Annotated in this window: 27 protein-coding genes and 1 riboswitch; of the genes, 8 read left to right on the forward strand and 19 right to left on the reverse strand. The window is 53.6% G+C overall.

Going from position 1 to position 25,558, the window contains the following annotated elements:
- Window positions 1-8 precede the first annotated feature (8 nt).
- Complete coding sequence (locus D6C13_RS15835) at window positions 9-1,454, reverse strand: MFS transporter (RefSeq protein ID WP_120133673.1); 1,446 nt, start codon at window positions 1,452-1,454, stop codon at window positions 9-11.
- A 120-nt stretch (window positions 1,455-1,574) separates the two neighbouring features.
- Between D6C13_RS15835 and D6C13_RS15840 the strand changes: the two genes are divergently transcribed.
- The gene (locus D6C13_RS15840; RefSeq protein WP_120133674.1) at window positions 1,575-2,273 is read left to right on the forward strand and encodes a helix-turn-helix transcriptional regulator; all 699 of its coding nucleotides are present in this window, start codon (window positions 1,575-1,577) and stop codon (window positions 2,271-2,273) included.
- A gap of 20 nt (window positions 2,274-2,293) precedes the next feature.
- Here the strand turns inward: D6C13_RS15840 and rhlE are convergent, their stop codons facing one another.
- Window positions 2,294-3,706 (reverse strand): ATP-dependent RNA helicase RhlE, encoded by a 1,413-nt coding sequence (rhlE, locus tag D6C13_RS15845; protein WP_120133675.1) that lies wholly within the window; start codon window positions 3,704-3,706, stop codon window positions 2,294-2,296.
- A gap of 377 nt (window positions 3,707-4,083) precedes the next feature.
- Here rhlE and D6C13_RS15850 point away from each other — a divergent pair, with 377 nt between their 5' ends.
- A complete protein-coding gene (locus D6C13_RS15850) occupies window positions 4,084-5,286 on the forward strand; it encodes a multidrug efflux MFS transporter (RefSeq protein ID WP_120133676.1) in 1,203 nt (400 codons plus the stop codon).
- 210 nt (window positions 5,287-5,496) lie between these two features.
- Here the strand turns inward: D6C13_RS15850 and D6C13_RS15855 are convergent, their stop codons facing one another.
- From D6C13_RS15855 to moaA, 6 genes are all read right to left on the reverse strand, one after another.
- Complete coding sequence (locus D6C13_RS15855; protein WP_120133677.1) at window positions 5,497-6,207, reverse strand: Bax inhibitor-1/YccA family protein; 711 nt, start codon at window positions 6,205-6,207, stop codon at window positions 5,497-5,499.
- Between the two features lie 118 nt (window positions 6,208-6,325).
- Complete coding sequence (gene moaE, locus D6C13_RS15860) at window positions 6,326-6,778, reverse strand: molybdopterin synthase catalytic subunit MoaE (RefSeq protein WP_120133678.1); 453 nt, start codon at window positions 6,776-6,778, stop codon at window positions 6,326-6,328.
- 1 nt (window position 6,779) lies between these two features.
- The gene (gene moaD, locus D6C13_RS15865) at window positions 6,780-7,025 is read right to left on the reverse strand and encodes a molybdopterin synthase sulfur carrier subunit (RefSeq protein ID WP_120133679.1); all 246 of its coding nucleotides are present in this window, start codon (window positions 7,023-7,025) and stop codon (window positions 6,780-6,782) included.
- Window positions 7,022-7,513 (reverse strand): cyclic pyranopterin monophosphate synthase MoaC, encoded by a 492-nt coding sequence (moaC, locus tag D6C13_RS15870; protein WP_120133680.1) that lies wholly within the window; start codon window positions 7,511-7,513, stop codon window positions 7,022-7,024. The genes moaD and moaC overlap by 4 nt, the downstream gene beginning before the upstream one ends.
- A gap of 2 nt (window positions 7,514-7,515) precedes the next feature.
- Window positions 7,516-8,028, reverse strand: coding sequence for a molybdenum cofactor biosynthesis protein B (gene moaB, locus D6C13_RS15875; protein ID WP_120133681.1), 513 nt, complete (start codon window positions 8,026-8,028; stop codon window positions 7,516-7,518).
- A 31-nt stretch (window positions 8,029-8,059) separates the two neighbouring features.
- Window positions 8,060-9,046: a GTP 3',8-cyclase MoaA gene (gene moaA / locus D6C13_RS15880; protein ID WP_120133682.1), complete on the reverse strand. Its 987-nt coding sequence runs from the start codon at window positions 9,044-9,046 to the stop codon at window positions 8,060-8,062.
- Window positions 9,036-9,192: riboswitch (molybdenum cofactor riboswitch) on the reverse strand. Its footprint overlaps the gene before it by 11 nt.
- 271 nt (window positions 9,193-9,463) lie before the next feature.
- On the opposite strand from moaA, the gene D6C13_RS15885 reads away from it, so the two are divergent.
- The gene (locus tag D6C13_RS15885; RefSeq protein WP_120133683.1) at window positions 9,464-10,372 is read left to right on the forward strand and encodes a gluconeogenesis factor YvcK family protein; all 909 of its coding nucleotides are present in this window, start codon (window positions 9,464-9,466) and stop codon (window positions 10,370-10,372) included.
- Window positions 10,373-10,438: 66 nt separating this feature from the next.
- On the opposite strand, the gene D6C13_RS15890 is transcribed toward D6C13_RS15885, so the two are convergent.
- The 3 genes from D6C13_RS15890 to uvrB all read right to left on the reverse strand — a co-directional run bounded on the left by D6C13_RS15890 (window position 10,439) and on the right by uvrB (window position 13,445).
- Complete coding sequence (locus D6C13_RS15890) at window positions 10,439-10,963, reverse strand: isochorismatase family protein (RefSeq protein ID WP_120133684.1); 525 nt, start codon at window positions 10,961-10,963, stop codon at window positions 10,439-10,441.
- Window positions 10,964-11,003: 40 nt separating this feature from the next.
- On the reverse strand, window positions 11,004-11,372 hold the full coding sequence (locus D6C13_RS15895) for a VF530 family protein (protein ID WP_013576381.1): 369 nt from the start codon (window positions 11,370-11,372) through the stop codon (window positions 11,004-11,006).
- A gap of 66 nt (window positions 11,373-11,438) precedes the next feature.
- Window positions 11,439-13,445 (reverse strand): excinuclease ABC subunit UvrB, encoded by a 2,007-nt coding sequence (gene uvrB / locus D6C13_RS15900; protein WP_120133685.1) that lies wholly within the window; start codon window positions 13,443-13,445, stop codon window positions 11,439-11,441.
- Between the two features lie 607 nt (window positions 13,446-14,052).
- On the opposite strand from uvrB, the gene D6C13_RS25660 reads away from it, so the two are divergent.
- Both D6C13_RS25660 and D6C13_RS15905 read left to right on the forward strand, forming a co-directional pair.
- Complete coding sequence (locus tag D6C13_RS25660; protein WP_167458039.1) at window positions 14,053-14,214, forward strand: hypothetical protein; 162 nt, start codon at window positions 14,053-14,055, stop codon at window positions 14,212-14,214.
- A 220-nt stretch (window positions 14,215-14,434) separates the two neighbouring features.
- Entirely contained in the window at window positions 14,435-15,145 is a 711-nt protein-coding gene (locus D6C13_RS15905; protein WP_120133686.1) for an ABC transporter ATP-binding protein, read from the forward strand.
- Window positions 15,146-15,149: 4 nt separating this feature from the next.
- Here the strand turns inward: D6C13_RS15905 and bioD are convergent, their stop codons facing one another.
- From bioD to bioB, 4 genes are read right to left on the reverse strand one after another with little or no spacing between them, the layout of a single operon-like run.
- On the reverse strand, window positions 15,150-15,830 hold the full coding sequence (gene bioD / locus D6C13_RS15910) for a dethiobiotin synthase (RefSeq protein ID WP_120133687.1): 681 nt from the start codon (window positions 15,828-15,830) through the stop codon (window positions 15,150-15,152).
- A gap of 59 nt (window positions 15,831-15,889) precedes the next feature.
- The gene (bioC, locus tag D6C13_RS15915; RefSeq protein ID WP_120133688.1) at window positions 15,890-16,681 is read right to left on the reverse strand and encodes a malonyl-ACP O-methyltransferase BioC; all 792 of its coding nucleotides are present in this window, start codon (window positions 16,679-16,681) and stop codon (window positions 15,890-15,892) included.
- Window positions 16,665-17,816: an 8-amino-7-oxononanoate synthase gene (gene bioF / locus D6C13_RS15920; RefSeq protein ID WP_120133689.1), complete on the reverse strand. Its 1,152-nt coding sequence runs from the start codon at window positions 17,814-17,816 to the stop codon at window positions 16,665-16,667. The genes bioC and bioF overlap by 17 nt, the downstream gene beginning before the upstream one ends.
- 3 nt (window positions 17,817-17,819) lie before the next feature.
- The gene (gene bioB, locus D6C13_RS15925) at window positions 17,820-18,857 is read right to left on the reverse strand and encodes a biotin synthase BioB (protein ID WP_120133690.1); all 1,038 of its coding nucleotides are present in this window, start codon (window positions 18,855-18,857) and stop codon (window positions 17,820-17,822) included.
- 129 nt (window positions 18,858-18,986) lie between these two features.
- On the opposite strand from bioB, the gene bioA reads away from it, so the two are divergent.
- Window positions 18,987-20,264: an adenosylmethionine--8-amino-7-oxononanoate transaminase gene (gene bioA / locus D6C13_RS15930; RefSeq protein WP_120133691.1), complete on the forward strand. Its 1,278-nt coding sequence runs from the start codon at window positions 18,987-18,989 to the stop codon at window positions 20,262-20,264.
- On the opposite strand, the gene D6C13_RS15935 is transcribed toward bioA, so the two are convergent.
- A complete protein-coding gene (locus D6C13_RS15935) occupies window positions 20,265-21,218 on the reverse strand; it encodes a LysR substrate-binding domain-containing protein (protein ID WP_120133692.1) in 954 nt (317 codons plus the stop codon).
- A gap of 157 nt (window positions 21,219-21,375) precedes the next feature.
- On the opposite strand from D6C13_RS15935, the gene D6C13_RS15940 reads away from it, so the two are divergent.
- A complete protein-coding gene (locus tag D6C13_RS15940; protein WP_120133693.1) occupies window positions 21,376-22,530 on the forward strand; it encodes a methionine aminotransferase in 1,155 nt (384 codons plus the stop codon).
- A 40-nt stretch (window positions 22,531-22,570) separates the two neighbouring features.
- The gene (locus D6C13_RS15945; RefSeq protein ID WP_120133694.1) at window positions 22,571-23,350 is read left to right on the forward strand and encodes an ABC transporter substrate-binding protein; all 780 of its coding nucleotides are present in this window, start codon (window positions 22,571-22,573) and stop codon (window positions 23,348-23,350) included.
- 58 nt (window positions 23,351-23,408) lie between these two features.
- Here D6C13_RS15945 and D6C13_RS15950 read toward each other — a convergent pair whose 3' ends face one another.
- The 3 genes from D6C13_RS15950 to D6C13_RS15960 all read right to left on the reverse strand — a co-directional run bounded on the left by D6C13_RS15950 (window position 23,409) and on the right by D6C13_RS15960 (window position 25,556).
- Window positions 23,409-23,690: a PAAR domain-containing protein gene (locus tag D6C13_RS15950; protein ID WP_120133695.1), complete on the reverse strand. Its 282-nt coding sequence runs from the start codon at window positions 23,688-23,690 to the stop codon at window positions 23,409-23,411.
- A gap of 48 nt (window positions 23,691-23,738) precedes the next feature.
- On the reverse strand, window positions 23,739-24,974 hold the full coding sequence (locus D6C13_RS15955; protein WP_120133696.1) for a hypothetical protein: 1,236 nt from the start codon (window positions 24,972-24,974) through the stop codon (window positions 23,739-23,741).
- A 195-nt stretch (window positions 24,975-25,169) separates the two neighbouring features.
- Entirely contained in the window at window positions 25,170-25,556 is a 387-nt protein-coding gene (locus tag D6C13_RS15960; protein ID WP_120133697.1) for a hypothetical protein, read from the reverse strand.
- Window positions 25,557-25,558: the final 2 nt, after the last annotated feature.

The raw sequence follows: 25,558 nt of genomic DNA on the forward strand, positions 1-25,558 counted from the left end.
CCGGGCAATTACCCCTGTGACAAATCGCGGCTCAGGTGTTCCGGCGCACTACCGCTGGCCCGCCGGGCTTTTACTGAACGCCACGCAATCCACACTGCAAGAAACGCCGGTATGGCAAACAGCAGGAACATCCAGAACGCCGCGTTAGCCGCGCCGGTGTCGCCCTGACTCACGCCCGCGAAGTTAGCGACGGTGCCCGCCAGTGCCGCGCCTAGCGCGGAAGCAAAGGACTGAACAACCGTTATCGATGCCCCGGCTTTTTCGCGATCGTCTTGCGGAGCCTGTTGCAATACGCGGGTCAGCAGATGCGGCCAGCCGAGTCCGATGCCGAAACCGGCCAGCGTCAGCCCGAGCACCACGCCACTGATGTTCAGCCACGGCAGACCGAATGCCACGGGCACGGTGAACAGCAGTAAAAGCAAACCGGCGGCCAGAATTACCGGCCCGCAAACAATGGCGTTGTCGGCACGGCGCCCCGTCCAGCCGGAGCTCGCCACTTCACTTAATGTCCACCCCGCTGCCGCTGCCGCCGTGATATAACCGGCCGCCAGCGGAGCCTGACCGTGCAAATGTTGCAGCATATAAGGTACAAACAGCTCGCAGCCCAGACCGATAATCAGCAGGCTCATCACCAGATACAAACCGTAAAGCGGGGATGAACGGCGTAACGCATTGCGCGGCAGCAGCCGGACATCAGCAGTAAATTCGCGGTGTCGCAGGATCAAAATCATCACCATCGCAATCACGAATCCGAGCAGGTTTATCAGGCCTTCGGACGACAAACTTCCGGCAGAAACCACCAGTACCGCGCCGGTCAGCAGTGCCAGCTGCATCAGCGGTAACGGCTCATCGGCTTGTTTCTCGCGCTGCGCTTTTGGCAAAATCCGCCACACCCACAGCCCGAACAAAGATGTCACCGGCAGCAGCAAACCAAACGCCCAGCGCCAGGCGTGCAGTTCTGCAAAAATCCCGCCGACAGCCGGGCCGATCAGCGTCGCAATCCCCCACATGGCTGAAATCAGCGCCATGGCCCGCGGCCAGAGGGATTCTTTGAACAGCAGATTGATCATTGCGTAGGAAAGCGCGAACAGGGATCCGCCGCCCAGTCCCTGCAAGGCTCGTCCGAGCAACAAAACCGGCATATTGGGCGCGGCAGTACAGATTGCAGCACCGGCGATGAAAATGCCGGTCGCCATCAGGTAGCTGCCGCGCGGGCCAGCGGTACGCATCAGACGCGCGGAAAGTGCCGAGCCGAGGATGGAACAGACGACGTACAGCGTGGTGTTCCACGCATACCACGCCAGCCCGCCGATATCCTGCACGACCGAGGGCAAAATGGTGATCACGATATAGCTGTTGGTGGCGTAAAGCGCGACACCGGCACTCAGGGTGATGGCGCTCCCGCGGTTTTCTGCGCTGAATAAATCCGCCCAACCGTTCTGACTTCCCGACATTTCTCTGCATCCCTTTGGTTTATGCTTTCCACGCATTGAAGCGGGTTGTGGTTATGGTATGATTAAAACAAGAAATTACTTGGAATATGTTTTACGTAATCTAGAACCCGCCGAGGTAATATGTCAAGCAGCGACTTGGAAAATAAAAATGACGTCAGACAAAGCGTGGCAGAACGCCTGCTGCGGCTTCTGAAAACGCGCGGGGAATTACAGGCCAGTGATGCCGGACATCTGCTGGGTACCACCGGAGAAGCCGCCCGTCAGCAGTTTGTGAAGCTGGCGAAAGAAGGTCTGGTGGAAGCCAAAGCCGTTTCGCAAGGCGTTGGCCGCCCTGCGCAATACTGGCAACTGACTGCTGAGGGCCATGCGCGATTCCCCGATGCGCACGCCGATCTCACCGTACAACTTTTGCAACTGATCCGCACCTCTCTGGGCGATTCGGCGCTGGACAATCTCATCACCTCGCGGGAAAAAATCACGCAGGAAAACTACCGCCTGGCGATGCGCGGTGCGGTATCGATGGAAGAAAAATTGCAAAGGCTGACGGATATCCGTACCCGTGAAGGCTATATGGCGGACTGGACATTGCAGGAGGACGGCAGTTACCTGTTCGTCGAAAATCACTGTCCGATTTGCGCCGCAGCGACGACCTGTCAGGGATTTTGCCGGGCAGAGCGCGATGTATTCAGTGATGTGCTGGACGCTGATGTGCAGCGTACCGAGCATATTTTGCAGGGCGCACGCCGCTGCGCGTATGTGATCCGCCAGGTTCCTGACCAGACGACTGACGAAAAAAAACCGCCTGTGAAGGCGGTTTGATTGCAGAGCAGTGCTGACAATTACTTGTTGCCGCTGCCTGCATTGCCGGTGCGACGCTGGCCTGCATGAGCAGGACGCGAACGTGCCGGACGGTTTTCACCGGAGGAGCCACGGTTTTCAGAACCACGGTTTTCAGAGGTGCCGCTGCGCTGACCATTGCCGCCCGGACGCGGAGCGCCGGAACGTGGAGCACCGGAGCGCGGTGCGCCCGGACGCTGGCCCTGACGTGGTGCGCCACGACCGCCGCCGCCGCTGCCCTGACGACCATTAATGATCGGCTCAGCTTTGATGCTCGGGTCTGGCTCGTAACCTTCCAGCGCGATGCGTGGGATTTCACGTTTCAGCAGACGTTCGATATCACGCAGCAGTTTGTGTTCGTCAACGCACACCAGAGAAATCGCTTCACCGGTGGCTTCCGCACGACCGGTACGGCCGATACGGTGAACGTAATCTTCCGGTACGTTTGGCAGCTCGTAGTTCACCACGTGCGGCAACTGGTCGATATCCAGACCACGCGCAGCGATGTCAGTCGCCACCAGAACACGGATAGAACCGGCTTTAAAATCGGCCAGTGCGCGGGTACGTGCGCCCTGACTTTTGTTACCGTGAATAGCGGCGGCCGTGATGCCGTCTTTATTCAGCTGCTCAGCCAGATGGTTTGCGCCGTGTTTGGTACGGTTGAAGACCAGCACCTGTTTCCAGTCGCCTTCGCCAATCATCTGAGACAGTAATTCTCTTTTACGTTTCTTATCAACAAAGTGAACGCTTTGTTCAATTTGTGCAGAAGCGGTGTTTCGACGCGCCACTTCGACAGAAGCAGGGTTAGTCAGCAACTTGCTCGCCAGGCCTTTAATCTCATCAGAGAAGGTCGCGGAGAACAGCAGGTTCTGGCGCTTGGCAGGCAGTTTCGCCAGCACGCGACGGATGTCATGAATAAAGCCCATGTCCAGCATGCGGTCAGCTTCGTCCAGTACCAGGATTTCAACCTGAGATAAATCAACAGCACGCTGATGTTCCAGATCCAGCAAACGACCAGGCGTTGCGATCAGCACATCCACACCACCGCGCAGTTTCATCATCTGCGGGTTGATGCTCACACCACCAAATACCACCAGCGAACGCAGGGTCAGGTATTTGCTGTAAGCCTGTACGTTTTCACCAATCTGCGCCGCCAGCTCACGGGTTGGGGTCAGGATCAGCGCACGAACCGGGCGACGTCCTTTGAATTGCGCGTTGGTATGGCTGAGCATATTGAGCAGCGGAAGGGTAAAACCAGCGGTTTTACCGGTACCGGTCTGCGCACTCGCCATCAGGTCACGACCTTCAAGCACGACAGGAATAGCCTGACGCTGAATAGGCGTAGGTTCGCGATAGCCCTGTTCTTCAACAGCACGCAAAATTTCGGCACTTAAGCCGAGGGAATCAAATGACATATAAGGAAAAGCTCCAGTCCACTCTAACCCGAACGGGGTTCGGTGCAGTTTCAAGAGTGGATGATCAGACGAGGCAAATGAGGCATTACCACGAGGATTCGGCACAAACTGCAGTGCGCCAGTTGGGTCGATTCTATCACAAAACGCCGCTGTGCGTGAATTTATCTCCTGCAGGCCTGTAACGGACGGTTACAGCGACTGACTCCGGTGGCGCTTTCCGGCGGCATAATCTGTCGCGATCATCCCAAATGTTGATACAGGATAATCAATTATAAATCGGATCAATACGTTCCCACTTTTTGCTCCCCGCCATATGGATTCACTTGCTATGCTTTCGGCAGCCCCTCTTCTTATCCATAAGGCCACACCGCTGCAACATGGAAACCTGGAAAGTAAATTTAATCTCCGTCTGGCTCGGCTGTTTTTTTACCGGCATGGCGATGAGTCAGATCCTGCCTTTTTTACCGCTTTATATTGAACAGCTGGGCGTGACGTCTCACGAATCCCTGAGCCTGTGGTCAGGGCTGGTTTTCAGCGGCACATTTTTGGTTTCCGCTATCGTTGCACCGCTCTGGGGCAGTCTCGCTGACCGCAAAGGCCGCAAGCTGATGTTACTGCGTGCCGCACTGGGTATGGCAATCGTCATGATGTTGCAGGGTTTTGCTACCAACGTCTGGCAGCTGTTTATTCTGCGCACGCTGATGGGGCTGACCTCCGGGTACATCCCTAATGCGATGGCGCTGGTGGCCTCACAGGTGCCACGTGATAAAAGCGGCTGGGCGCTGGGCACGTTGTCTACCGGACAGGTATCGGGCGTGATTATCGGCCCGCTGCTCGGCGGCTTTATGGCCGACCACCTCGGTCTGCGCACGGTGTTTTTCGTCACCAGCGGCATGTTGTTTATCAGTTTCCTGATCACATTATTCCTGATCAAAGAGCGCGTAGTGCCGGTCACTAAAGCCAACCGTCTGAGCGGTAAAGCGGTATTCACCACGCTGCCCTATCCGTGGCTTATCGTCAGCCTGTTCGTCACCACCATGATGATTCAGCTGGCGAACGGTTCCATCAGCCCGATCCTGACGCTGTTTATCCGCGAGATTTCATCAGACACCAGTAACATTGCCTTTATCAGCGGCGTGATTGCCGCCGTACCGGGCGTTTCCGCGCTGATGGCCGCCCCGAAACTCGGCAAACTCGGTGACCGTATCGGCGCGCACCGTATTCTCATCGCCGCGCTGGTGTTTTGCTTCATCCTGTTCTGCCTGATGGCGCTGATTAATACCCCTATCCAGCTGGGTATTTTGCGCTTTATGCTCGGTTTCGGTGATGGCGCGCTGATGCCTGCAGTACAGGCTCTGCTGGTGAAATACAGCAGCGACCAGGTGACTGGCCGGATATTTGGTTATAACCAGTCGTTCATGTATCTCGGCAATGTAGTCGGCCCGCTGATTGGCTCAAGCGCCTCAGCGCTGCTCGGCTTCCGCTGGGTGTTTATCGTCACGGCGATTCTGGTACTGTTTAACACCGTGCAGGTATGGTGGAGCTTCCGGCAGGTGCCGACGGGAAGAGTCAGGGTTTGATGTGCTCCTCCCCCTGCGAAGGGGGAGGTCGGGAGGGGGTTTTAAGGGCTGACACCATTATCCCTGCACACTTCAGCATTCATTTTTTGACCTTTATACCCCACCCCAACCCTCCCTTTCGCAGGGGAAGGAGCTAATAAACCTCACCAGCCGGCATAAAAAAAGGGACACTTCTCAGTGTCCCTTTCTTATATTTGCAATCAAAAAACCTTACCGACGGTTGCCGAAAATCCGCAACAGCATCAGGAACAGGTTGATGAAATCAAGGTACAACGTCAGTGCGCCAACAATGGAGTATTTGCGGAAGTTATCGCGATCATCAGCAGACAACTGCGCACCCATGTTTTTCAGCTTCTGTGTGTCATAGGCGGTCAGACCGACAAAGATCAACACACCGGCGTACGAAATGATGTTCGCGAGGCCGGAGCTTTTCAGCCACATGTTCACCAGTGATGCCAGTACCAGGCCGATCAGCGCCATGAACAACATGCTGCCGATACCGGTCAGGTCGCGCTTGGTCACATAACCGTACACACTCATCGCGCCAAACATACCGGCGGCGACAATGAAGGTACCGAAAATTGAGTCACCGGTGTAGACCAGGAAAATGCTGGAAAGCGTCAGCCCGGTCAGCGCGGAATACAACATGAACAAGCCGGTGGCGACGGTACCGCTCAGGCGTTTCACCATGCCGGAAATCACGAAGACCAGCGCCAGCTGCGCGATGATCAGACCGAAGAAAGTAATCTGGCTGGAGAAAACAAAGCTCATGATTTTCTCAGAGCCGGAAGCGTACCAGGCCACAAAGGCGGTCAGCAGCAAACCACAGAACATCCAGCCATACACTTGCGCCATGTACGCCTGAATGCCGGTATTCGCGCGTTCGACAATTGAACCATTACTGCGTGGATATCGATCCATGATGATTACCCTTTTGCATGGAGGACGAAAAATGAGGCCAGAGCAGCCTCCCGATTTTTTAAGCGTATCACAGATAGAGAGAAAAGCATGGGAGGTCTGCGTGCGGTTGTGATGCTATTTACCAGCGAGCCGCTGCCTGTTTATCGCTGTCACGGGCATCAACCCAGCGGTCACCCTCTTCCGTGGCTTCACGTTTCCAGAAGGGTGCGCGGGTTTTCAGGTGATCCATAATGAATTCATTGGCTTCAAATGCCATGCCGCGATGGGCACTGGTTACGCCGACAAACACAATTTCATCGCTCGGATACATCGGCCCGACACGGTGATAAACAGAAACACGTTGCAGCGGCCAGCGGGTGCGGGCTTCGGCGACTATTTCCGCCAGCGCTTTTTCGGTCATGCCTGGATAATGTTCCAGCGTTAACGCGCTGACGTGACTGCCCAGATTGTGATTACGCACTTTACCGGTGAAAGTGACGACTGCACCGTCGGCGTCAGATTGCGCCAGCCAGTGGTATTCATCACCTACGCTGAACGGCGCAGCATCCACAATAATTTTCGTCTGTTCCATATCAGCCTCCGGTGACCGGCGGGAAGAAGGCCACTTCATCGCCTTCAGTCAGCGGATGCGCCATGGTAGTCAGCGTCTGATTGACGGCTACCAGTAGTTTGCCGGATTCCAGCGCCAGCGCCCAGCGATCGCCACGTTCGGTCAGTGAGGTACGTAATGCTTCCACTGTCGGAAATTGCGCCGGAAGTTGCAGGCTTGCGGTGCCGGTGAGTTCGCGCACCTGTGCGAAGAATAAAATGTCGATCATACGTCCGCCTTGCTTTTCGCCTTAAAATCGCCGGATTTACCGCCGGTTTTCTCCAGCAGACGGATCGGGCCGATCACCATATCTTTCTGAACCGCTTTACACATATCGTAAATGGTCAGCGCCGCCACGGAAGCCGCCGTCAGCGCTTCCATTTCCACGCCGGTTTTACCACTCAGACGACAGCGGGATTCGATGCGCACCCGGTTATGTTCCGGCTGCGCTTCCAGATTCACTTCTACTTTGGTCAGCAGCAGTGGATGACACAGCGGGATCAGATCCCAGGTCTTTTTCGCTGCCTGAATTCCGGCGATACGCGCCGTGGCAAAGACATCACCTTTGTGGTGATTGCCGTTAATAATCATCGCCAGCGTGTCAGCTGCCATTTCAACAAAGGCTTCCGCGCTGGCTTCGCGAACGGTTTCAGCTTTACCGGAGACATCCACCATGTGCGCGTCGCCGGAAGCATTAATGTGAGTGAGTTCAGACATTCTTATTTCTTCAAATGTGGAGTGAAATTGCACGGCCCCTGACGGGCGTCGAGCTGCGCTTCGATGATGTTGTCCCAGGCGGTCTGGCAGGCGCGGGTTGAACCGGGCATGGCGAAAATAACCGTCTGGTTAGCGATACCGCCAATGGCGCGCGACTGAATGGTCGAGGTGCCGATGTCTTCAAACGACACCATGCGGAATAACTCACCGAAACCTTCGATTTCGCGGTCAAACAGCGGTTTCAGCGCTTCGGGTGTGTTATTGCCGGCGTTAAAACCGGTGCCGCCATTGATCAAAATCGCCTGGATTTTTTCATCGGCAATCCACGCGGAGACCACGGCGCGGATGCTGTAAATGCTCTCTTTGACGATTTGCTGTGCGACAACATGGTGTCCGCCTTCGGTGACAGCTTCTTTCAGGTAATGCCCGGAGGTGTCTTCAGCGTCGGTGCGGCGGTCGGAAACCGTCATGATCGCGACAGATAAAGGCAAAAACTCTTTACTGGCTTTGCTCATCAGTTTGCTCCTTAAACGATAATGACCGGATTCAGCCACCAATAAACGACAGGTTCTGGGTGATTCCGGTATTGCCTTCATGCAGGAAGTGAGTTTGTTTTTTGCGGCTCAGGCCGCCCTGAATGCGGTCCATCAGATCGTCCTGCTGCATGTCGTCGGCTAATAAATCACGCAGAGGGATGCCCTGCTCGCCGAAAAGACACAAATGCAGATTGCCGATGGCAGACACGCGCAGCCGGTTACAACTGGCGCAGAAGTCTTTCTCGTACGGCATGATCAGACCGATTTCACCGAGATAATCCGGATGACTGAAGACCTGCGCGGGACCGTCGCTGCGGGAGCGAACCTGTAACTGCCAGCCCTGACGCACCAGCTGTTCACGCAGCACTTCGCCGGAAACGTGATGCTTGCGGAACAAATCGCCGCCATCGCCGGTTTGCATCAGTTCGATGAAACGCAGCTGGATTGGCCGGGTTTTGATCCAGTCGAGAAAGGTATTCAGGCTGGCGTGATTCACATCGCGCATCAGCACGGTATTGACTTTTACCTTGCTGAAACCGGCGTCAAAAGCCGCGTCGATCCCGTCCATCACATCGCGGAATTTATCCTGGCCGGTGATGGCGTGAAACTGGCGGGCATCAAGGCTGTCGACGCTGACATTGATATTGGTCAGACCGGCATCGCGCCATTTATTGATATCACGCGCCATACGATAACCGTTAGTGGTCACTGCGAGAGTTTTGATAGAGGGGTTTTCGCGCACTGCGGCAATAATTTCGCAGAAATCGCGGCGCAACGACGGTTCTCCACCGGTCAGGCGCACTTTTTCCGTTCCTAAGTTAGCAAACGCGCGGCTGACCCGACGGATTTCATCGAGCGAGAGAAAACTTTTATTGCTGTGTCCGTGCGGCTTGTAGCCATCCGGCAGACAATAGGTGCAACGAAAATTGCACACGTCAGTGATCGACAGCCGCAAGTAATAAAACTTGCGGGCAAAAGCATCAGTAAGTTGAAGCACCTTAACACCTTTCCAAATACGGGAGATGCGGGCATTTCTGCCGTGCACCCTGGTGACTTATTGTCACGGCCAGGGCTCCATATTGTTTCTGGGGAACTGCGTCAGAAAGGCAACTTAGGAACCAGGGCTAGGAGTTGATTCATCCCGTCCATAGCGGACTGATGATGAATACGGGGTAACGGGGGATATTCTAACGCCGTAAAGTCCGGATCGCCAAGGTGGTTTTTCGTTATGCATTTTGATATATAACGACTTTTCACGACAAAAGGCTGCATTTTCAAGGCTAAAAACGTTTGATTTTGAATACTCTGAGAATGCGGATGTCGTGCCGTTAATTGATAACATCTTGTTGCAAAGTTAGGTAAAATCCCCGCAGAAACCTGATTTACCCCGCCACTCCCCATTGTAAGGAAAACCATGCGCAACCGAACATTAGCCGATCTCGACCGGGTGGTGGCATTAGGCGGAGGTCACGGGCTTGGCCGCGTGATGTCTTCCCTCTCCCCTCTTGGCCCGCGCCTGACCGGCATTGTGACCACCACCGATAACGGCGGTTCAACCGGTCGCATTCGCCGTTCTGTAGGCGGCATTGCCTGGGGCGATATGCGCAACTGCCTGAATCAGCTGATCACCGAGCCGAGCCTCGCTTCAGCAATGTTTGAATATCGCTTCAGCGGTCAGGGCGAACTGGACGGGCATAATCTGGGTAATCTGATGTTGCGCGCGCTTGATCATCTGACCGTGCGCCCGCTCGAAGCAATCAATCTGGTGCGCAGTCTGCTGAAAGTCGATGCAGAGCTTATCCCGATGTCAGAACAACCGGTCGATCTGGCTGCCATTGACGCCAACGGTGAAACCGTTCACGGCGAAGTGAATGTCGATAAACTGACGCAGATCCCGCGCGAACTTCGGCTTGAACCTCAGGTGCCCGCCACCCGCGAAGCGTTGCAGGCGATTGCGGAAGCTAATCTGATCCTGATTGGCCCCGGCAGTTTCTTCACCAGCCTGATGCCGCTGTTGCTGATGAATGACCTCACCACTGCGCTGCGTCGCAGCCGTGCGCATATTGTGTATATCGGTAATCTGGGGAAAGAACTGAGCGTTGCCGCCGCCTCGCTGACGCTGGATAACAAACTGGATATGATCGAAACGCGCATTGGCCGTCGTGCAGATGCCGCGATTGTGGGGCCGAAAGTGAAAGTCGGCGGAAGCGCCGAGGAACATCTGATTATTCAAAGCCCGCTCGAAGCCAGCGATGTGCCCTATCGTCATGACCGCGATATGCTGCGGGCGGCCATCGAAGAAGCGCTGCAAAAGATGCTCTGATTAATTGAAAAGCAGAAATACCAAAGGCCGCGCGATGCGGCCTTTTTGACATTCTGAAAACGGAATTTACTGCCAGTCAGCCAGAATTTCAGCGGTGGTTTTCACTGTGACCGGATTGCCCGGCACAGATAATTCATGCCAGACTTCGTTATGCTGACCGATCAGCTGCTGCGCCGTGGCGTGCGTGCGGTCACCGGTAGTGTGCGCGTCCGATGCGACGGTCACGGCATAACCTTTGCTGGCAGCGACTTTAATGGTCGTATCCACACAATAATCTGTCGCACAACCACAGACGGTAAAACGGGTCGCATTCAGTTCCTGCAATACCGCGTCGAGCGTGGTGCGATAGAAAGAGTCACAGGCGGTTTTGGTCACAGAAATCGCGCCTGTCGGCTGATGAAGCTCGGGTAGCACCTGCCAGAACTCACTGCCTTCGGTCATTTCACCTTCAGCGTGCTGAATGAAAATAACGCGCCCTGCCCGGTCAATCAGCTGATTAATGCGCTCAGCCCGTCCGCTGCGGTCATAACGCGGGGAAGCGAACACCCCGTTTTGCATATCCACTACGATAAGAATATTTTGCTCAGGCACGACTTTCCCCCTCAAATGAACAGAATGAAATGCGCGTAAATTACTTTTTCACCAGCGGATGATTATTCCACGGGCTGTCGGCAGCGGGCTTCGCGGTACTGACTTTCGGCTTTTGCGGTGCCTGTGCAGAAAGCGGCGTGCGGCGCTTGCTGCGGGTCATATCCGGGCGCAAATGGCCTTCGATGAAATCCAGATACAGTGTTTCCACTTCCTTGCGCGCCCAGGGCGTGCGGCGCAGAAACTTCAGGCTGGATTTCACACTCGGGTCGCTTTTAAAGCAGTTGATATTCACCTGCGAGGCCAGTGCCGGCCAGCCAAAGTTATCCACCAACGTTGTCAGCAGTTTTTCCAGCGTGACGCCGTGCAGCGGGTCTTTCGCTGCGCCAGGGTTTTGTGGTGTATCAGTCATTGGCTCGCTCTTCGTTAAAGTATCAGGGTAATGATTTTCAAGCCGCGCACTTTAGCATTTTTCACGTTACGAAATCGCAATAAACTGCTCGCGCAATGCGTGCAATTCGTCGCGGGTGTTGGCCGCTTCTTCGAATTCCAGATTCTGCGCGTGAGCATACATTTTGCTTTCCAGCTCTTTGATGCGCTGCTCCAAAGCTTTCGGCGTAAGCGATTTGAAGGTTTGCGCGGCTTCGGCATCGCGTTTGTCTTTGTTCTTTTTGGTCTTCGGCTGGCCGAGTTGCAGAATGTCGGAAATTTTCTTGTTCAGCCCCATCGGCGTGATGCCGTTTTCGAGGTTGTGCGCTTCCTGTTTGGCGCGACGACGTTCCGTTTCTTCAATGGCGCGTGCCATCGAGTTAGTGATTTTGTCGCCGTAAAGAATCGCTTTACCGTTGAGGTTACGCGCCGCACGACCAATGGTCTGGATAAGCGACCGCTCTGAACGCAGGAAACCTTCTTTGTCAGCATCAAGGATCGCCACCAGCGACACTTCCGGCATATCCAGCCCTTCGCGCAGTAAGTTGATCCCGACCAGCACATCAAATTCACCGAGTCGCAAATCGCGGATGATCTCCACACGCTCGACGGTATCGATGTCAGAGTGCAGGTAACGCACCTTCTCGCCGTGTTCTTCCAGATACTCCGTCAGGTCTTCCGCCATACGTTTGGTCAGCGTAGTGACCAGCACACGCTCGTTAATCACCACACGTTTGCGGATTTCAGACAGCAAGTCGTCCACCTGCGTGGTGACAGGGCGCACTTCGATGATCGGATCCAGCAGACCGGTCGGACGCACCACCTGGTCGACCACATCGTCACCGGATTTCTCCAGTTCGTATTTACCCGGCGTGGCCGATACATAAATACTTTGCGGCGCCAGCGCTTCGAATTCCTCAAAACGCATCGGGCGGTTATCCAGCGCCGATGGCAGACGGAAACCATATTCCACCAGCGTTTCTTTGCGCGAACGGTCACCTTTGTACATGCCGCCGATTTGCGGAATAGTGACGTGGGATTCATCGACAATCAGCAGGCCATCGGCGGGAAGATAGTCAAACAGCGTCGGAGGCGGCTCGCCCGGCCCGCGGCCCGACAGATATCGCGAGTAGTTTTCGATACCGGAGCAATACCCCAGCTCGTTCATCATTTCGAGATCAAACTGCGTGCGCTGGCTGATGCGCTGTTCTTCCAGCAGTTTGTTATTGGCCAGCAACACTTTGCGACGGTCAGCCAGCTCAACTTTGATTTCTTCCATCGCCTGCACGATACGTTCGCGCGGCGTAACGTAGTGCGTTTTCGGATAGATGGTGAAACGCGGCACTTCGTGCTGAACCTGACCGGTCAGCGGATCAAACAACGACAGGCGTTCGACTTCCTGATCAAACAGCTCAATGCGCAGCGCCAGGTCATCCGATTCTGCCGGGAACACATCAATGACTTCGCCGCGCACGCGGAAAGTACTGCGCTGGAAAGCCTGATCGTTACGCGCATATTGCAGCTCTGCCAGACGCCGCAGGATGGACCGCTGGTCGATAATCATCCCTTTGGTCAGATGCAGCATCATTTTCAGATACAAGTCAGGGTCGCCCAGACCGTAGATGGCAGAAACCGAGGCCACCACAATCACATCGCGGCGTTCCAGCAGGGCTTTAGTCGCAGAAAGACGCATTTGCTCAATGTGTTCGTTCACTGAGGCGTCTTTTTCGATAAATGTGTCTGAGCTCGGGACATATGCCTCGGGCTGATAATAATCGTAGTAGGAGACAAAATATTCGACGGCGTTCTCCGGGAAGAACTCTTTCATCTCGCCGTAAAGCTGTGCCGCGAGCGTTTTGTTCGGGGCAAGCACCATCGTCGGACGGTTCAGATCAGCAATCACGTTTGCCACGGTAAAGGTTTTGCCTGAACCGGTCACCCCGAGCAACGTCTGGTGCGCCAGCCCGTTCTCCAGCCCTTCTTCCAGGCGGCGTATCGCCTCAGGCTGATCGCCTGACGGTTTAAATTCGGAATGCAGTTTGAACTCTTTACTCATGACGGGCTACCTGACTGAAATGAAAATGCACAAGGCCGTACGGGCTGAACCGGTGAACAGTTCGAGGAAAAATAGTATGAAAGACTTCGCAATTTTTGCCAGCCCTGATTTTACCGCCGCTATATTACTGTATATAAAACCAGCTTCCAATCGATAAAATCAGCACCCGTTTTAACATCTTGCCGTAGTTGCACTTTTTTAGGTTAAGGCAAATGAGAATTCTCACCATCAGAAGACATTTTTACCCAAAAATTTACCGCTATTCACTTTCTGACCACAGCTTGACGAAGATTGACACAACTATGACCAACGAATTACGGCTGTATTGCTTTTAACTAACTTATTGATTAAAAACAGCATCATCAAAAAGCTGCGAATACGGGCAAACTGAGCGGAACCCGCGTCCTGACTCGTCTGTAGCAACTTTTCTTACTCTCATGCACAAGGTTATCCACAGGAATAGTGGATAAGTCTCAGCACGCCAAGCGCGGCGGGACGTGGTAAAAAACCGATTTTTGCTCCGTCAGCGCCTGAGAGGTCTTTTTTAGTTATTTTTTATCTTTTTTATCTCCTTATTTATGCCTATTTTGCCTGGATTTCCGGGCGGATGTTCCTTGCAAAACCCAAAAGTGCAGCTGAGCAGGATTTTTCAGCTTCTCATCCGGGTGAACCTTGCACCAAAATCAGTGAAGCCGGCACTGCCAAAGTGCAGTTTCCTTTTATTGCTGCTCTGACCAAATCTCAAAATCCTGACAATACTCATGAATAATCCTAAATCATCCGCACGCACGCTGTTAACAGCCGTGTAACCTCTCTTTTTATCACCCGCTAGTAAAACTTGGCCTGAGAGTTGCAATTTCACTCTTTGAAGAGATTTCGCGAAGGATTCCCCTGTAGAAAGCGCATACAGCGGAACATAAATGTCAGAAAGATGACAGTGGCCGTCAAAATGCAGTCCGGTGAAAAGCTCCATGAGGGAGGGGTGTCTGATGTTAAGTGTAAAATCCGTTAATCAGTACTATGGGCAAAAACATATCCTGTGGGACATCAATCTGGAATTGTACCGCGGGCAATGCACCTGCCTGATCGGGCGAAATGGCGTGGGTAAAACGACGCTGGTCAATTGCATCATGGGCCATCTCCCGGTCAAAAGCGGTGCCATTTCCTGGCAGTCGCGCGATGAAGAACCGCAAAGTCTGCTGAATTTGCCGGTAGAAAGCCGCGCGCAAATCGGAATCGGTTATGTACCACAGGGGCGGCAAATTTTTTCGCAGATGAGTGTCGATGAAAACCTGCAAATCGCCATGATGGCTAGCCGCAATAGGACACGTCGCGTGCCAGAAGAAGTCTATGACCTGTTTCCGACCTTAAAGGAGATGGGTGCACGTAAGGCGGGAGAGCTCGATGAAAGCCAGCAGCAACAGCTGGCCATCAGCCGTGCGCTGGTTCAGGAACCGGAATTGCTGATACTCGATGAACCGACCGAGCACACCAGCGCGTCAATGGCGGCGAATATGGGCAATATTATTCACCGCCTGAATCGCGATCTTGGTCTGACACTGCTGCTGGTCGGCCATAAACTGCCGTTTATCCGCAGCGTCGCCGACCGGTTCTGTCTGGTCGATGGCGGGCGCAACGTCGCTCAGGGAACGCTGGCCCAGCTTGATGAGACGTTAATCAAAAACTATCTGACGGTCTGACGTTTCACGCGGTGAGACGGTCCAGACTCAGATATTGCCCCAGATTAACGTCCGTTCCGGCGCTCAGGTACGGGATCTCGCCCAGCAGCGGCGCAGGCAGCATACGCGTGAGCGTAGCCATATAGGCCTGATGATGTTTCCCCGTTTCCTGCACGTCGTTGGCTATCCAGCCCGCCAGATGCAACCCGCTTTGTGCGATGGCCTGCGCCGTCAGCACGGCGTGGTTAATGCAGCCAAGGCGCATTCCCACCACTAACACCACCGGTAACTGCTCGGCAATAACCCAGTCAGCAAAGGTATAATCCGCGGTCAGCGGCGTATACCAGCCACCCGCGCCTTCCACCACCACCCAGTCCGCCAGCGGTTCCAGATGACGTAAACCTGAGGATAACACCTGCGGGTCAATCGGGCGTTTTTCCAGTTCACTGACGATATGCGGCGACGTCGGTTCGATAAAGGTACACGGGTTGACTTCGTCATAACGCAACCCGACGGTGCTGTATGCCTGCAACGCCAGGGCGTCGCTGTTGCGCGGCCCCTCAGCGGTCATTTCACTGCCTGATGCCACCGGTTTATATCCGGCTGTTTTATGCCCGGCCTGTGCGGCGGCCTGCAAAAATGCGGTGGTTGCGACGGTTTTCCCGACTTCAGTGTCGGTGCCGGTAATGAAGTATTTTTTCATGATTTATTTTAATAAAAGCCCGGTGTTGGTTAGCTCCCTCCCCTGCGAAGGGGAGGAGTAAATCAGCGGGGGATCAGTTCTTCGACCTGCAAAATGCCGTAGACCAGCCGGTAGTTGAGCGGCAGGATGCCGTCGCGGCGGACGTAGTGTTTTTCCAGCAATTGCAGGCGTTCCCTGCCGCCCAGACCGCCAAGGCGGCCATTTTTGATGTGTGTCGCGCCGATGCCTTTCAGCGAGCGCATCAGTGACATCACATCGGGGAATTCGGCCACATGATCGCTGAAGGTCACTTCGTGGCGATATGGCGCGCAGGCTTCGGCGATTTTGTCCGGTGTCAGAAACTGGTTCACGTGACGACGACCATCGACTTTCATCCAGGCCGCAGCCAGTTCGTTAAGCGAACCTTCTGCCAGCGTGGAAAACAGCACCAGTCCGCCGTTGCGGGTGACACGGTGCATTTCTTCCAGCGCACGCGGCAAGGCGTTACACCACTGCACCGCCAGATTGCTGAAACAGATGTCGACAGAATTGTCGGCGAACGGTAAACGTTCGATGTCGCCCGGCACGTATTCGTCGGCGGAATCCAGCTCGCGGGCACGATTTAACATGCCTTCCGAGAGATCCAGCGCAATGACCTTTTTGCCCTGCGCTTTCCAGTGACGGCTGAAATAACCGGTGCCGCAGCCTGCATCGACGACCAGATTGCCGGCGTCTTTGAGGTACGGTGCCGCCAGCGCCAGTAATTCCTCACCCACATCACGCTGCAATTGTGCGGCGTTCTCATAACTGATGGCGGCGCGACTGAAGGCGTCGGCCACCGCTTGTTTGTTCACTAATTCAGTGACTGCACCCATGAAGGGACTCCAGCAAAAAATCGATATCTTCCGGCTCATGCGCCGCCGTCAGGGTCAGGCGCAACCGCGCACTGCCCGGCGGCACCGTCGGTGGACGGATGGCGCTGACCCACAACCCGCGTTCGCGTAACGCCGCCGCCAGATCCAGCGCAGACTGATTTTCACCCACAATAACGGGCTGGATAGCGGTCTGCGAAGCGCTCAGCTGATAAGGCAAACCGGTCGCACCCGCGCGAAAACGGGCAATATTGGCCGCCAGTTTATCACGCAAGCCGTCATCCTGCCGGACTCGTGCCAGCGAGGCCTGTAACGCGCACACCTGCGCGGCAGGCATCGCCGTGCTGTAAATCAGATGGCGGGCAAACTGCAACAGGTAATCTGCGGTCGCATCATCACATAACACTGCCGCGCCGCTGCAACCGAAAGCTTTGCCGAATGTGACCACCAGCAGCTCAGGCCGTACGCCCTGCTGCCAGCAACTTCCGCGCCCTTCTTCACCCATCACGCCAACGCCGTGCGCGTCATCGACCATCAGCCAGCTGCCATGCCTCTGTGACAACCGGTGCAGATCAGCCAGCGGCGCAGCATCACCGTCCATGCTGAACACCCCTTCGGTGACCACCAGCGTTTCACCGCTGACCGGTTTTTCCAGCAGACGCTGCAGGGAATCCGGCTGATTGTGGTGAAAACGTCGCAACTGCGAAGGCGCATGCGCTGCGGCTTCCAGCAACGACGCGTGGCTGAGTTTATCCGCCAGCACCCGATCTTCCGTCTGCATCAGCGCCGCAAGAATGGCCTGATTGGCCGCAAAACCAGAGATAAACAGCAGCGCTCGTGGATAGCCCTGCCACTGCGCCAGCTGTTGCTCAAACTCGGCGTGCGTCTCGCTGTAACCGGTGACGTGCCCGGATCCACCGCTGCCGACGCCATATTTCGCCGCGCCCTGCTGCCACGCGGCGATCACCTCAGCGTCCTGACTCAGGCCGAGATAATCGTTACCGGAAAAGTTCAGATAACGCCGCTCAGCCTGCGCCAGAAAACGCGCGCTGCCGCCACGGTTAGGCTGGCGCACCCGAAAAGCCGCCGCCTGTTTGCGCGCCGTGACTGCTTCGTTGATGCGCGCTTGCCAGCTCACCGGTTAACCCGCCGCGTTGTAGAACTGTGCGGTATCGGCATGAACCAGTTGTTCTGCCAGTGCGGCCTGCTGCTGGTTATCGCCCATTTCTGTTTCGATGGACTGAGGATTCAGCCCGAGTTTGCCGAACAGAATCAAATCTTTATCTTCTGCCGGGTTTGGCGTGGTCAGCAGTTTGCAGCCGTAGAAGATAGAGTTGGCTCCGGCCATAAAGCACATCGCCTGCGTTTGCTCGCTCATCTGCTCACGACCGGCAGAAAGACGCACGTAAGATTGCGGCATCATGATGCGCGCGACGGCGATAGTGCGGATGAAGTCGAACGGATCCACATCGTCGTTATCGGCCAGCGGCGTGCCTTTGACTTTCACCAGCATGTTGATTGGCACGCTTTCCGGTGGCACCGGCAAATTCGCCAGTTGCATGAGCAGACCGGCGCGATCTTTGACGGTTTCGCCCAGACCGACAATGCCGCCTGAGCAGACTTTAATGCCCGCCCCGCGCACTTCCGCCAGCGTATCCAGACGTTCCTGATAGCTGCGTGTGGTGATAATGCTGCCGTAAAATTCCGGCGAGGTATCGAGGTTATGGTTGTAGAAATCCAGCCCGGCGTGCGCCAGACGCTGCGCCTGCGTGGTGTTCAGCGTGCCGAGCGTCATGCAGGTTTCCATACCCATCTCCTTCACGCCCTGCACCATTTGCTCAAGGTACGGCATGTCGCGGTCATGCGGGTTTTTCCACGCGGCGCCCATGCAGAAACGGGTCGACCCGGCGGCTTTCGCCTGACGGGCAGATTCGAGCACCTGTTCAACCTGCATCAGCCGTTCAGATTCCAGCCCGGTTTTGTAACGGGAACTCTGCGGACAGTATTTACAGTCTTCCGGACAGGCACCGGTTTTAATCGACAGCAAGGTACTGACCTGCACCTGACGCGGGTCGAAATGCTGACGGTGAATTTGCTGAGCTTCGAACATCAGCTCCAGAAACGGCGTATCGAACAAGGCCTGAGTTTTTTCCAGCGTCCAGTGGGTACGGGTAGTCATTGCGACTCCTTCAAAAAGTATTCAGTGATATTTTTTCATAATCCGTAAACCATTTTTAATTTGTTTTGGTTTACCGTCAACGTTAAAATTATTTTTTAGTTTACAATTCACCGCCCGCAGGACTCTTTTATGACACCCGCCGATATTGAATTCGACCAGCGCCACATCTGGCATCCCTACACGTCCATGACCAAACCACTGCCGGCGTATGCGGTGGAATCCGCGTCCGGCGTGATGTTGCAACTGGCAGATGGCCGCCAGCTGGTGGACGGTATGTCGTCCTGGTGGGCGGCGATCCACGGATATAACCACCCGCAACTGAATCTGGCCGCGGTCGAACAAATCGGAAAAATGTCACATGTGATGTTTGGCGGCATCACCCATCCTTCGGCGGTTGCGCTGTCGCGTCGTCTGGTGGAGATGACACCTGCCGGGCTGGAATGCGTGTTTCTGGCAGATTCGGGTTCGGTTGCCGTAGAAGTGGCGCTGAAAATGGCGATGCAATACTGGCAGGCGCGCGGCGAAAAACGTCAGACCTTGCTGACGCTGCGCAACGGCTATCATGGCGATACCTTTGGCGCGATGTCTGTGTGCGACCCGCAAAATTCGATGCACAGTTTGTATCAGGGCTATCTGCCGCAGCATCTGTTTGCCGATGCGCCGCAAAGCCGTTTTGACGGGGAATGGGATGAGGCGGATATCGCGCCGTTCGCCAAAATGCTCGACGAGAATCACAGCAAAATCGCGGCAGTCATTCTGGAACCGGTGGTTCAGGGCGCAGGCGGGATGCGGATTTATCACCCACTGTACCTAAAACGCGTGCGCAATTTATGCGATCACTACGGCGTGCTGCTGATTGCCGATGAAATCGCCACCGGTTTTGGTCGCACCGGTAAGCTGTTTGCCTGCGATCATGCAAAAATTTCGCCGGATATTCTTTGTCTCGGCAAGGCGCTGACCGGCGGCTATATGACGCTTTCCGCCACCTTAACCACGCGCCACGTCGCTGAAGTGATCAGTAACGGCGAGGCCGGATGTTTCATGCACGGCCCGACGTTTATGGGCAATCCGCTGGCCTGCGCCGTCGCCAATGCCAGCCTGCGTCTGCTAGCCGAAAATCGCTGGCAGGTTCAGGTTATGAGTATCGCGAAACAACTGAAAGCCGAATTGCAGCCGCTGGCGGAACATCCGGCAGTGGCTGATGTGCGGGTGCTGGGCGCAATAGGTGTGGTGGAAATGCGCCAGCCGGTCGATATGGCGCAGTTGCAGAAGCATTTCGTCGGGCAAGGCGTGTGGATCCGTCCGTTCGGCAAACTGATTTACCTGATGCCGCCGTACATCATTTCGACTGAAGAACTGAGCAGACTGACCGGCGCAATCGCCAGCGCACTGGCTGCGCTGTACTGATCAGTTTGCGCTGACTAACCGGTGTGAAGTCGATAACAGCGCGCTCAGTTTTTCACGGCTGAGCCGCGCTTCTTCATTGAGAAAATCAATCGCCACTTTCAGCGCGGGCGTCGGGTTTTCCGGATACAGCAACGTATAAGACGCACCGCTCGCCACGCACAGCGGGAACGGTGCGACAATCCGCCCTGCCTGCAAATCGTCCTCAATTAACGTCAGGTCACCCATCGCCACGCCATATCCCTGCAACGCCGAATTAATCGCCAGATCCAGCGTATCAAAGTGCTGAGATTTGGCTGAAGGCAGCCCCTGCACGCCCTCTTCCCGCAGCCATAACAGCCAGTCGCGGCGATCCCGCGTCGGGTGCAACAGCGTTTTGTCCGCCAGATCTGCTACTTTCGTTTGTCCCTGACGACGCGGTAAAAAATCCGGCGTACACACCGGCGTCAGCACTTCATCAAACAGATGATGCGCACGGCGAGGCGATTCCGGCGGGCGGCCAAATACCACGGCGGCATCAAAATGCTCACTGCTGAAATCCACTCCGTGCGCGATAGAAGCCGTCAGTTCAATCTGCATATCTGGCCGGTCATTTTGCAGCTGAATAACGCGCGGCAACAACCAGCGCATCGAACAGGTCGGGCATTTAATCCGCAACGTATCCGGGTGTGAACCGACGCGTTTCAGGGCTTCGCCCATCAGTGCCAGCGCCTGCTGTACCGGCGGCAAAAGCTGCGCCCCGCGCGGAGTCAGCATCAGCCCTCTGGCCTGACGCAAAAACAACGGATAGCCGAGCGTGGCCTCCAGTCCGGTTACCTGCCGGCTGACCGCGCCCTGCGTAATGTGCAACAGCGAGGCGGCGTGGGTGAGATTCAGCGTCTGCGCGACCACAGCGAAGGTTTTCAGCACGTTGAGCGAGGGTAAATTCAGATACGGCAGTTCAGGCGAAAAGCTCACAGTTACCTCGTTAGAAACGTCACAAAGCCATGACTTCAGATCATAACGAGTATGACAAACTTTCCATTGTCGGCACAGGGGAACTGTTGCTTAATCATTCAACACCCTTTTTTACCTTCTCATGGCCGCCCGGCCTGTTTTTTTTTGGGGAAATGCTATGAAGAGCACCATGTCGCCGCAGTCTAAATTACCGGACGTCGGTACCACTATTTTTACCGTTATCGGCCAGCTCAGCGCCGAGCATAATGCCCTGAATTTATCGCAGGGTGCGCCAAACTTTTCCTGTCAGCCCGCGCTGATTGAAAGCGTCACCAAAGCCATGCGCGAAGGTCATAACCAGTATGCGCCGATGAGCGGCGTGGCAGCATTACGTCATGCGCTTTCCGCCAAAGTCGAAGCACTTTACGGCTGCAAATACGATGCCGACAGCGAAGTGACGGTGGTGGCCAGCGCCAGCGAAGGCCTGTATTGCGCCATCAGCGCGTTGGTCCATCCGGGCGATGAGGTGATCTATTTCGAACCGTCGTTTGACAGCTACGCGCCGATTGTTCGTTTGCAGGGCGCGAAACCGGTCGCCATCGGCCTGTCGATGGACGATTTCAGCATCGACTGGGATCAGGTAGCGAGTGCGATCAACAACCGCACCCGGATGATCATCATCAACAGCCCGCACAATCCGACCGGCGCGATTTTCACGGATTTTGATATCGAACGTCTGACCGCACTGACCAAAGACACCGACATCGTGATTTTGTCCGATGAAGTGTATGAGCATGTGGTGTTCGACGGCGAGCGTCATGAAAGCATGGCCTGCCATCCGCAACTGGCCGAACGCAGTGTGATTGTGTCGTCGTTCGGTAAGACTTATCACGTCACCGGCTGGCGCGTGGGCTATTGCCTGGCCCCGGCGGAACTGATGGATGAAATCCGTAAAGTGCATCAGTTTATGATGTTCTCCGCTGATACGCCGATGCAGGTGGCTTTCGCTGAAGCACTGGCAGATCCGCAAAGTTATTTAGGTCTGGCGGATTTTTATCAGCAAAAGCGCGACCTGCTGGCCGAAGCGCTCAGCGAATCCCGCTTTGAATTACTGCCAAGTCGTGGCAGCTTCTTTATGCTGGCGCGTTTTAGTCATTTCAGCCCGCTGACCGACGATGAATTTGTGCTGAGCCTGATCCGCGATCATCAGATTGCCACCATTCCGCTCTCGGCTTTTTATAGCAATAACAAACCCACTGGGCTTATCCGCCTGAGTTTCGCCAAAGATAACGACACGCTGTACGAAGGTGCACGCCGCCTGTGTCGCGTCTGAGCCTTTAATTTATATCAATCACGCTGGGGAATTGTGAATAATGAAAAAGTTGAAAATCGCATTGCTGTTAGGTTGTGCCGTGGCCTCTTTCTCCGCACTGGCGGACGGTTCCACACTCAAATTTGGTCTGGAAGCACAATATCCACCGTTTGAATCCAAAAGCGCGACCGGCGAGTTACAAGGTTTTGATATCGATCTGGGCAACGCGGTATGTGCCGCCGCCAGCGTGAAATGCGAATGGTTTGATACGTCATTTGACGGTCTGATTGCGGCACTTCAGGCACGTAAATTTGATGCGATCAACTCGGCCATGAACGTGACCGACAAACGTCGTCAGGCGATTGATTTTACTAACGTGATTTACCGCGTGCCGAGCAAACTTATCGCGAAGAAAGATTCCGGCCTGTTGCCATCCGTAGAATCGCTGAAAGGCAAACACATCGGCGTGTTACAGGGTTCGATTCAGGAAAGCTACGCGCAGGCGCACTGGGCACCGAAAGGCGTGGATATCGTCTCTTATCAGGATCAGAACCAGGTGTATCTGGACTTATCTTCCGGTCGTCTCGACGGCACCTTAGTACTGGCACCAGCCGGTCAGAGCGGTTTCCTGTCGCGTCCGGACGGTAAGGATTACGGCTTTGTCGGCGACGCCGTACGTGACGACAAAATCCTCGGCAGCGGCATTGCGTTCGGCCTGCGTAAAGGCGATACCCAGATGAAAGAGAAACTCGATACCGCTATCGCGAAAGTGCAAAAAGATGGCGTCGTGAAAGAGCTGTCGAAGAAATACTTTGGCGATATTGATGTGAGCGTGAAGTAAGACATTGTAAGGGCAATGCCGGTTGACACAATCAGCTGGCATTATCAGCTAATCCCCTTTATTTCACCGTAACCCTTGCCGTTAATGGCATCACGACATTTGCTCCTTCCGGGCAACCACAGGCCACAACATCCCCTTCCAGCGCAATGGGTACGCCATTAATTAACTGCTGATTAGGACCTTCAGGAATAATATTCCCCATTCCTGTCAGGCAGACCGGACAGGATGCCCGCATTCCGATTAGCGTTGTGGGAAAACCGTCGATGGTCATGGTCGCTACACCGTCTAACACTTTGCCACCGGTGGATGTTGGGGACGTTTTAACAATGGCTTTGCGCATGATTGTTCCTTATATCAGGGATCAGGAAAATATTTCTTCTAAAAATATTTACCAAAACAATGGATAATCCAGAAGGCTATATTGCAATGGGTTTTCTCTGGCATCTTTCGCCTGCTGTTCTTCCAATGCCTTCTGATGTTTCAAAACTCCCAGAGTTGTGTATAAATCATTTTCACTCAATACCTTAGTAATAAATAAAAATAGCTTTCTGCGATCTAATGCACGGGGGAATTCAGCCGGAAGATCAGTATGGTTTTTTTGTGAAATACCGGCACTTTCACCCGCACGTTGCCCATCACGGGTCGCGGCATCATCATGATCCTGATTCCCGGAAGATGGATCCATATGGGCGAACTCAATCATTCTGTCCGATCCGAGTTCGAGTTGATAGCCAACAATCCCCCAGTTTAAATTAGAAAAACCTTCGTTACTGTAAATCCGGCCATCATTACCGATGCGTATCATTTCTGCATAAAGTTTTTTAATCGGTGCCTTAAAATCATAAATGCTGATATTACTGTCTCCCCATTCAATATTGGATGGGTCTTTCGCCTTAAGACTTTCATCTATCCAATAATCTCCATCGTACAAATCAGTTCCCCAATCGCCAATAAAAAATTCAGCGGTATTATTTGCTCTTCTATAAAAAACAGTATTATTCTTATCTATCGTAGGTGCCATCACACCCAACTTACCCAGAACACTCTTATCCCCATTTTTATAAGCATCATGAATTTCTTTAAGTTCAGGAAGAGTTGAAGTGGTGTACTTCTCAACCAAATCAATGAAGTATGAGATAACACTTTGTGCAACCTGTAACTTGATATTAATAATGTTTTTTTTCGTATTCCCGACGATTTCCTCAGTCTTGAATTTGCTGATCTCTTTGATTATCAAAACACCTTTCCAGTATCCCCCTCCAAAAAATGCAGCACTGCCAAAGGGATCAGCCCAAACCACCAATGAATAGGCTTTTTCATACTCTTTTTTGGTGATGGGAAATTCTAGCGGCATCGAGCATTGTGCTAAAACCTGCCACGGCAACCCACCCTCGCTGTCGAACATGATGGAATTTTTTTCCATCGGTTCAATAAATTTAATGTCAGGTGGAACTGAAAAAATAACTTTGTGTTGGGACTCAGTATATAAACAATAGTTTATAATAATTAATTTTCTTCCAAAATCCTCTATATTAGGAGAAGGCTGCTTTCCATCATCTAGCTCTAACTTTAAAACCCAACGCTCTAGAACACCATTACTATCTTTACTAAATATATTACCCATCCTACCTCCGTGTTTAATTACAAAGATCTTCTTCAAACCCTAATGAGTAAAAATCGCAGTGAAAATACATAAGTTTGTAATTAACACTAACTATGACTTGCATATATTCTATTTGGTAACGACATTTAACTTAAGATATTAATATTTAACCATCTGCACCCCAATCAACATCAATTAATATCATGGATGCACTGGTTATAATGAATACATCACATGTTCAACGAACCCCATCGAGTAAAAACTCCAGTGATAATTGGTCATATAAACGTGACCAATTGAAGTGTCATAGTCATAAACTACCAAATTCATATATGAAGATTTATACCTGCAAGTAACACTTGACCAAAACATTGACAAAAACCATTTTGTATAAAAAACTCCAATATAATTTTTTGTTTCTGAGTCCAGACAAATAACGTGTCCTGAAGCATCAGGTATCGTTATGCTCAACTCATATTTAACGCCAACTGGAACCAACTCATTTAACGATCGCCAAATTGCAAAACGCATTCCTCCTTCTATTACAAAAATGCCCAACAATACGATACAAATCGCAATTCCTAATTTTTTCCGCATTTCCATTT

This window comes from Rahnella woolbedingensis (genome assembly GCF_003602095.1).
Taxonomy (GTDB): Bacteria; Pseudomonadota; Gammaproteobacteria; order Enterobacterales; family Enterobacteriaceae; genus Rahnella; species Rahnella woolbedingensis.

Coding starts and splice junctions, on each gene's coding strand:
- D6C13_RS15835 (WP_120133673.1), bottom strand. CDS start 1,454: ATGTCGGGAAGTCAGAACGGTTGGGCGGATTTATTCAGCGCAGAAAAC.
- D6C13_RS15840 (WP_120133674.1), top strand. CDS start 1,575: ATGTCAAGCAGCGACTTGGAAAATAAAAATGACGTCAGACAAAGCGTG.
- rhlE (WP_120133675.1), bottom strand. CDS start 3,706: ATGTCATTTGATTCCCTCGGCTTAAGTGCCGAAATTTTGCGTGCTGTT.
- D6C13_RS15850 (WP_120133676.1), top strand. CDS start 4,084: ATGGAAACCTGGAAAGTAAATTTAATCTCCGTCTGGCTCGGCTGTTTT.
- D6C13_RS15855 (WP_120133677.1), bottom strand. CDS start 6,207: ATGGATCGATATCCACGCAGTAATGGTTCAATTGTCGAACGCGCGAAT.
- moaE (WP_120133678.1), bottom strand. CDS start 6,778: ATGGAACAGACGAAAATTATTGTGGATGCTGCGCCGTTCAGCGTAGGT.
- moaD (WP_120133679.1), bottom strand. CDS start 7,025: ATGATCGACATTTTATTCTTCGCACAGGTGCGCGAACTCACCGGCACC.
- moaC (WP_120133680.1), bottom strand. CDS start 7,513: ATGTCTGAACTCACTCACATTAATGCTTCCGGCGACGCGCACATGGTG.
- moaB (WP_120133681.1), bottom strand. CDS start 8,028: ATGAGCAAAGCCAGTAAAGAGTTTTTGCCTTTATCTGTCGCGATCATG.
- D6C13_RS15885 (WP_120133683.1), top strand. CDS start 9,464: ATGCGCAACCGAACATTAGCCGATCTCGACCGGGTGGTGGCATTAGGC.
- D6C13_RS15895 (WP_013576381.1), bottom strand. CDS start 11,372: ATGACTGATACACCACAAAACCCTGGCGCAGCGAAAGACCCGCTGCAC.
- uvrB (WP_120133685.1), bottom strand. CDS start 13,445: ATGAGTAAAGAGTTCAAACTGCATTCCGAATTTAAACCGTCAGGCGAT.
- D6C13_RS25660 (WP_167458039.1), top strand. CDS start 14,053: ATGTTCCTTGCAAAACCCAAAAGTGCAGCTGAGCAGGATTTTTCAGCT.
- D6C13_RS15905 (WP_120133686.1), top strand. CDS start 14,435: ATGTTAAGTGTAAAATCCGTTAATCAGTACTATGGGCAAAAACATATC.
- bioC (WP_120133688.1), bottom strand. CDS start 16,681: ATGGGTGCAGTCACTGAATTAGTGAACAAACAAGCGGTGGCCGACGCC.
- bioB (WP_120133690.1), bottom strand. CDS start 18,857: ATGACTACCCGTACCCACTGGACGCTGGAAAAAACTCAGGCCTTGTTC.
- bioA (WP_120133691.1), top strand. CDS start 18,987: ATGACACCCGCCGATATTGAATTCGACCAGCGCCACATCTGGCATCCC.
- D6C13_RS15940 (WP_120133693.1), top strand. CDS start 21,376: ATGAAGAGCACCATGTCGCCGCAGTCTAAATTACCGGACGTCGGTACC.
- D6C13_RS15945 (WP_120133694.1), top strand. CDS start 22,571: ATGAAAAAGTTGAAAATCGCATTGCTGTTAGGTTGTGCCGTGGCCTCT.
- D6C13_RS15950 (WP_120133695.1), bottom strand. CDS start 23,690: ATGCGCAAAGCCATTGTTAAAACGTCCCCAACATCCACCGGTGGCAAA.
- D6C13_RS15955 (WP_120133696.1), bottom strand. CDS start 24,974: ATGGGTAATATATTTAGTAAAGATAGTAATGGTGTTCTAGAGCGTTGG.
- D6C13_RS15960 (WP_120133697.1), bottom strand. CDS start 25,556: ATGGAAATGCGGAAAAAATTAGGAATTGCGATTTGTATCGTATTGTTG.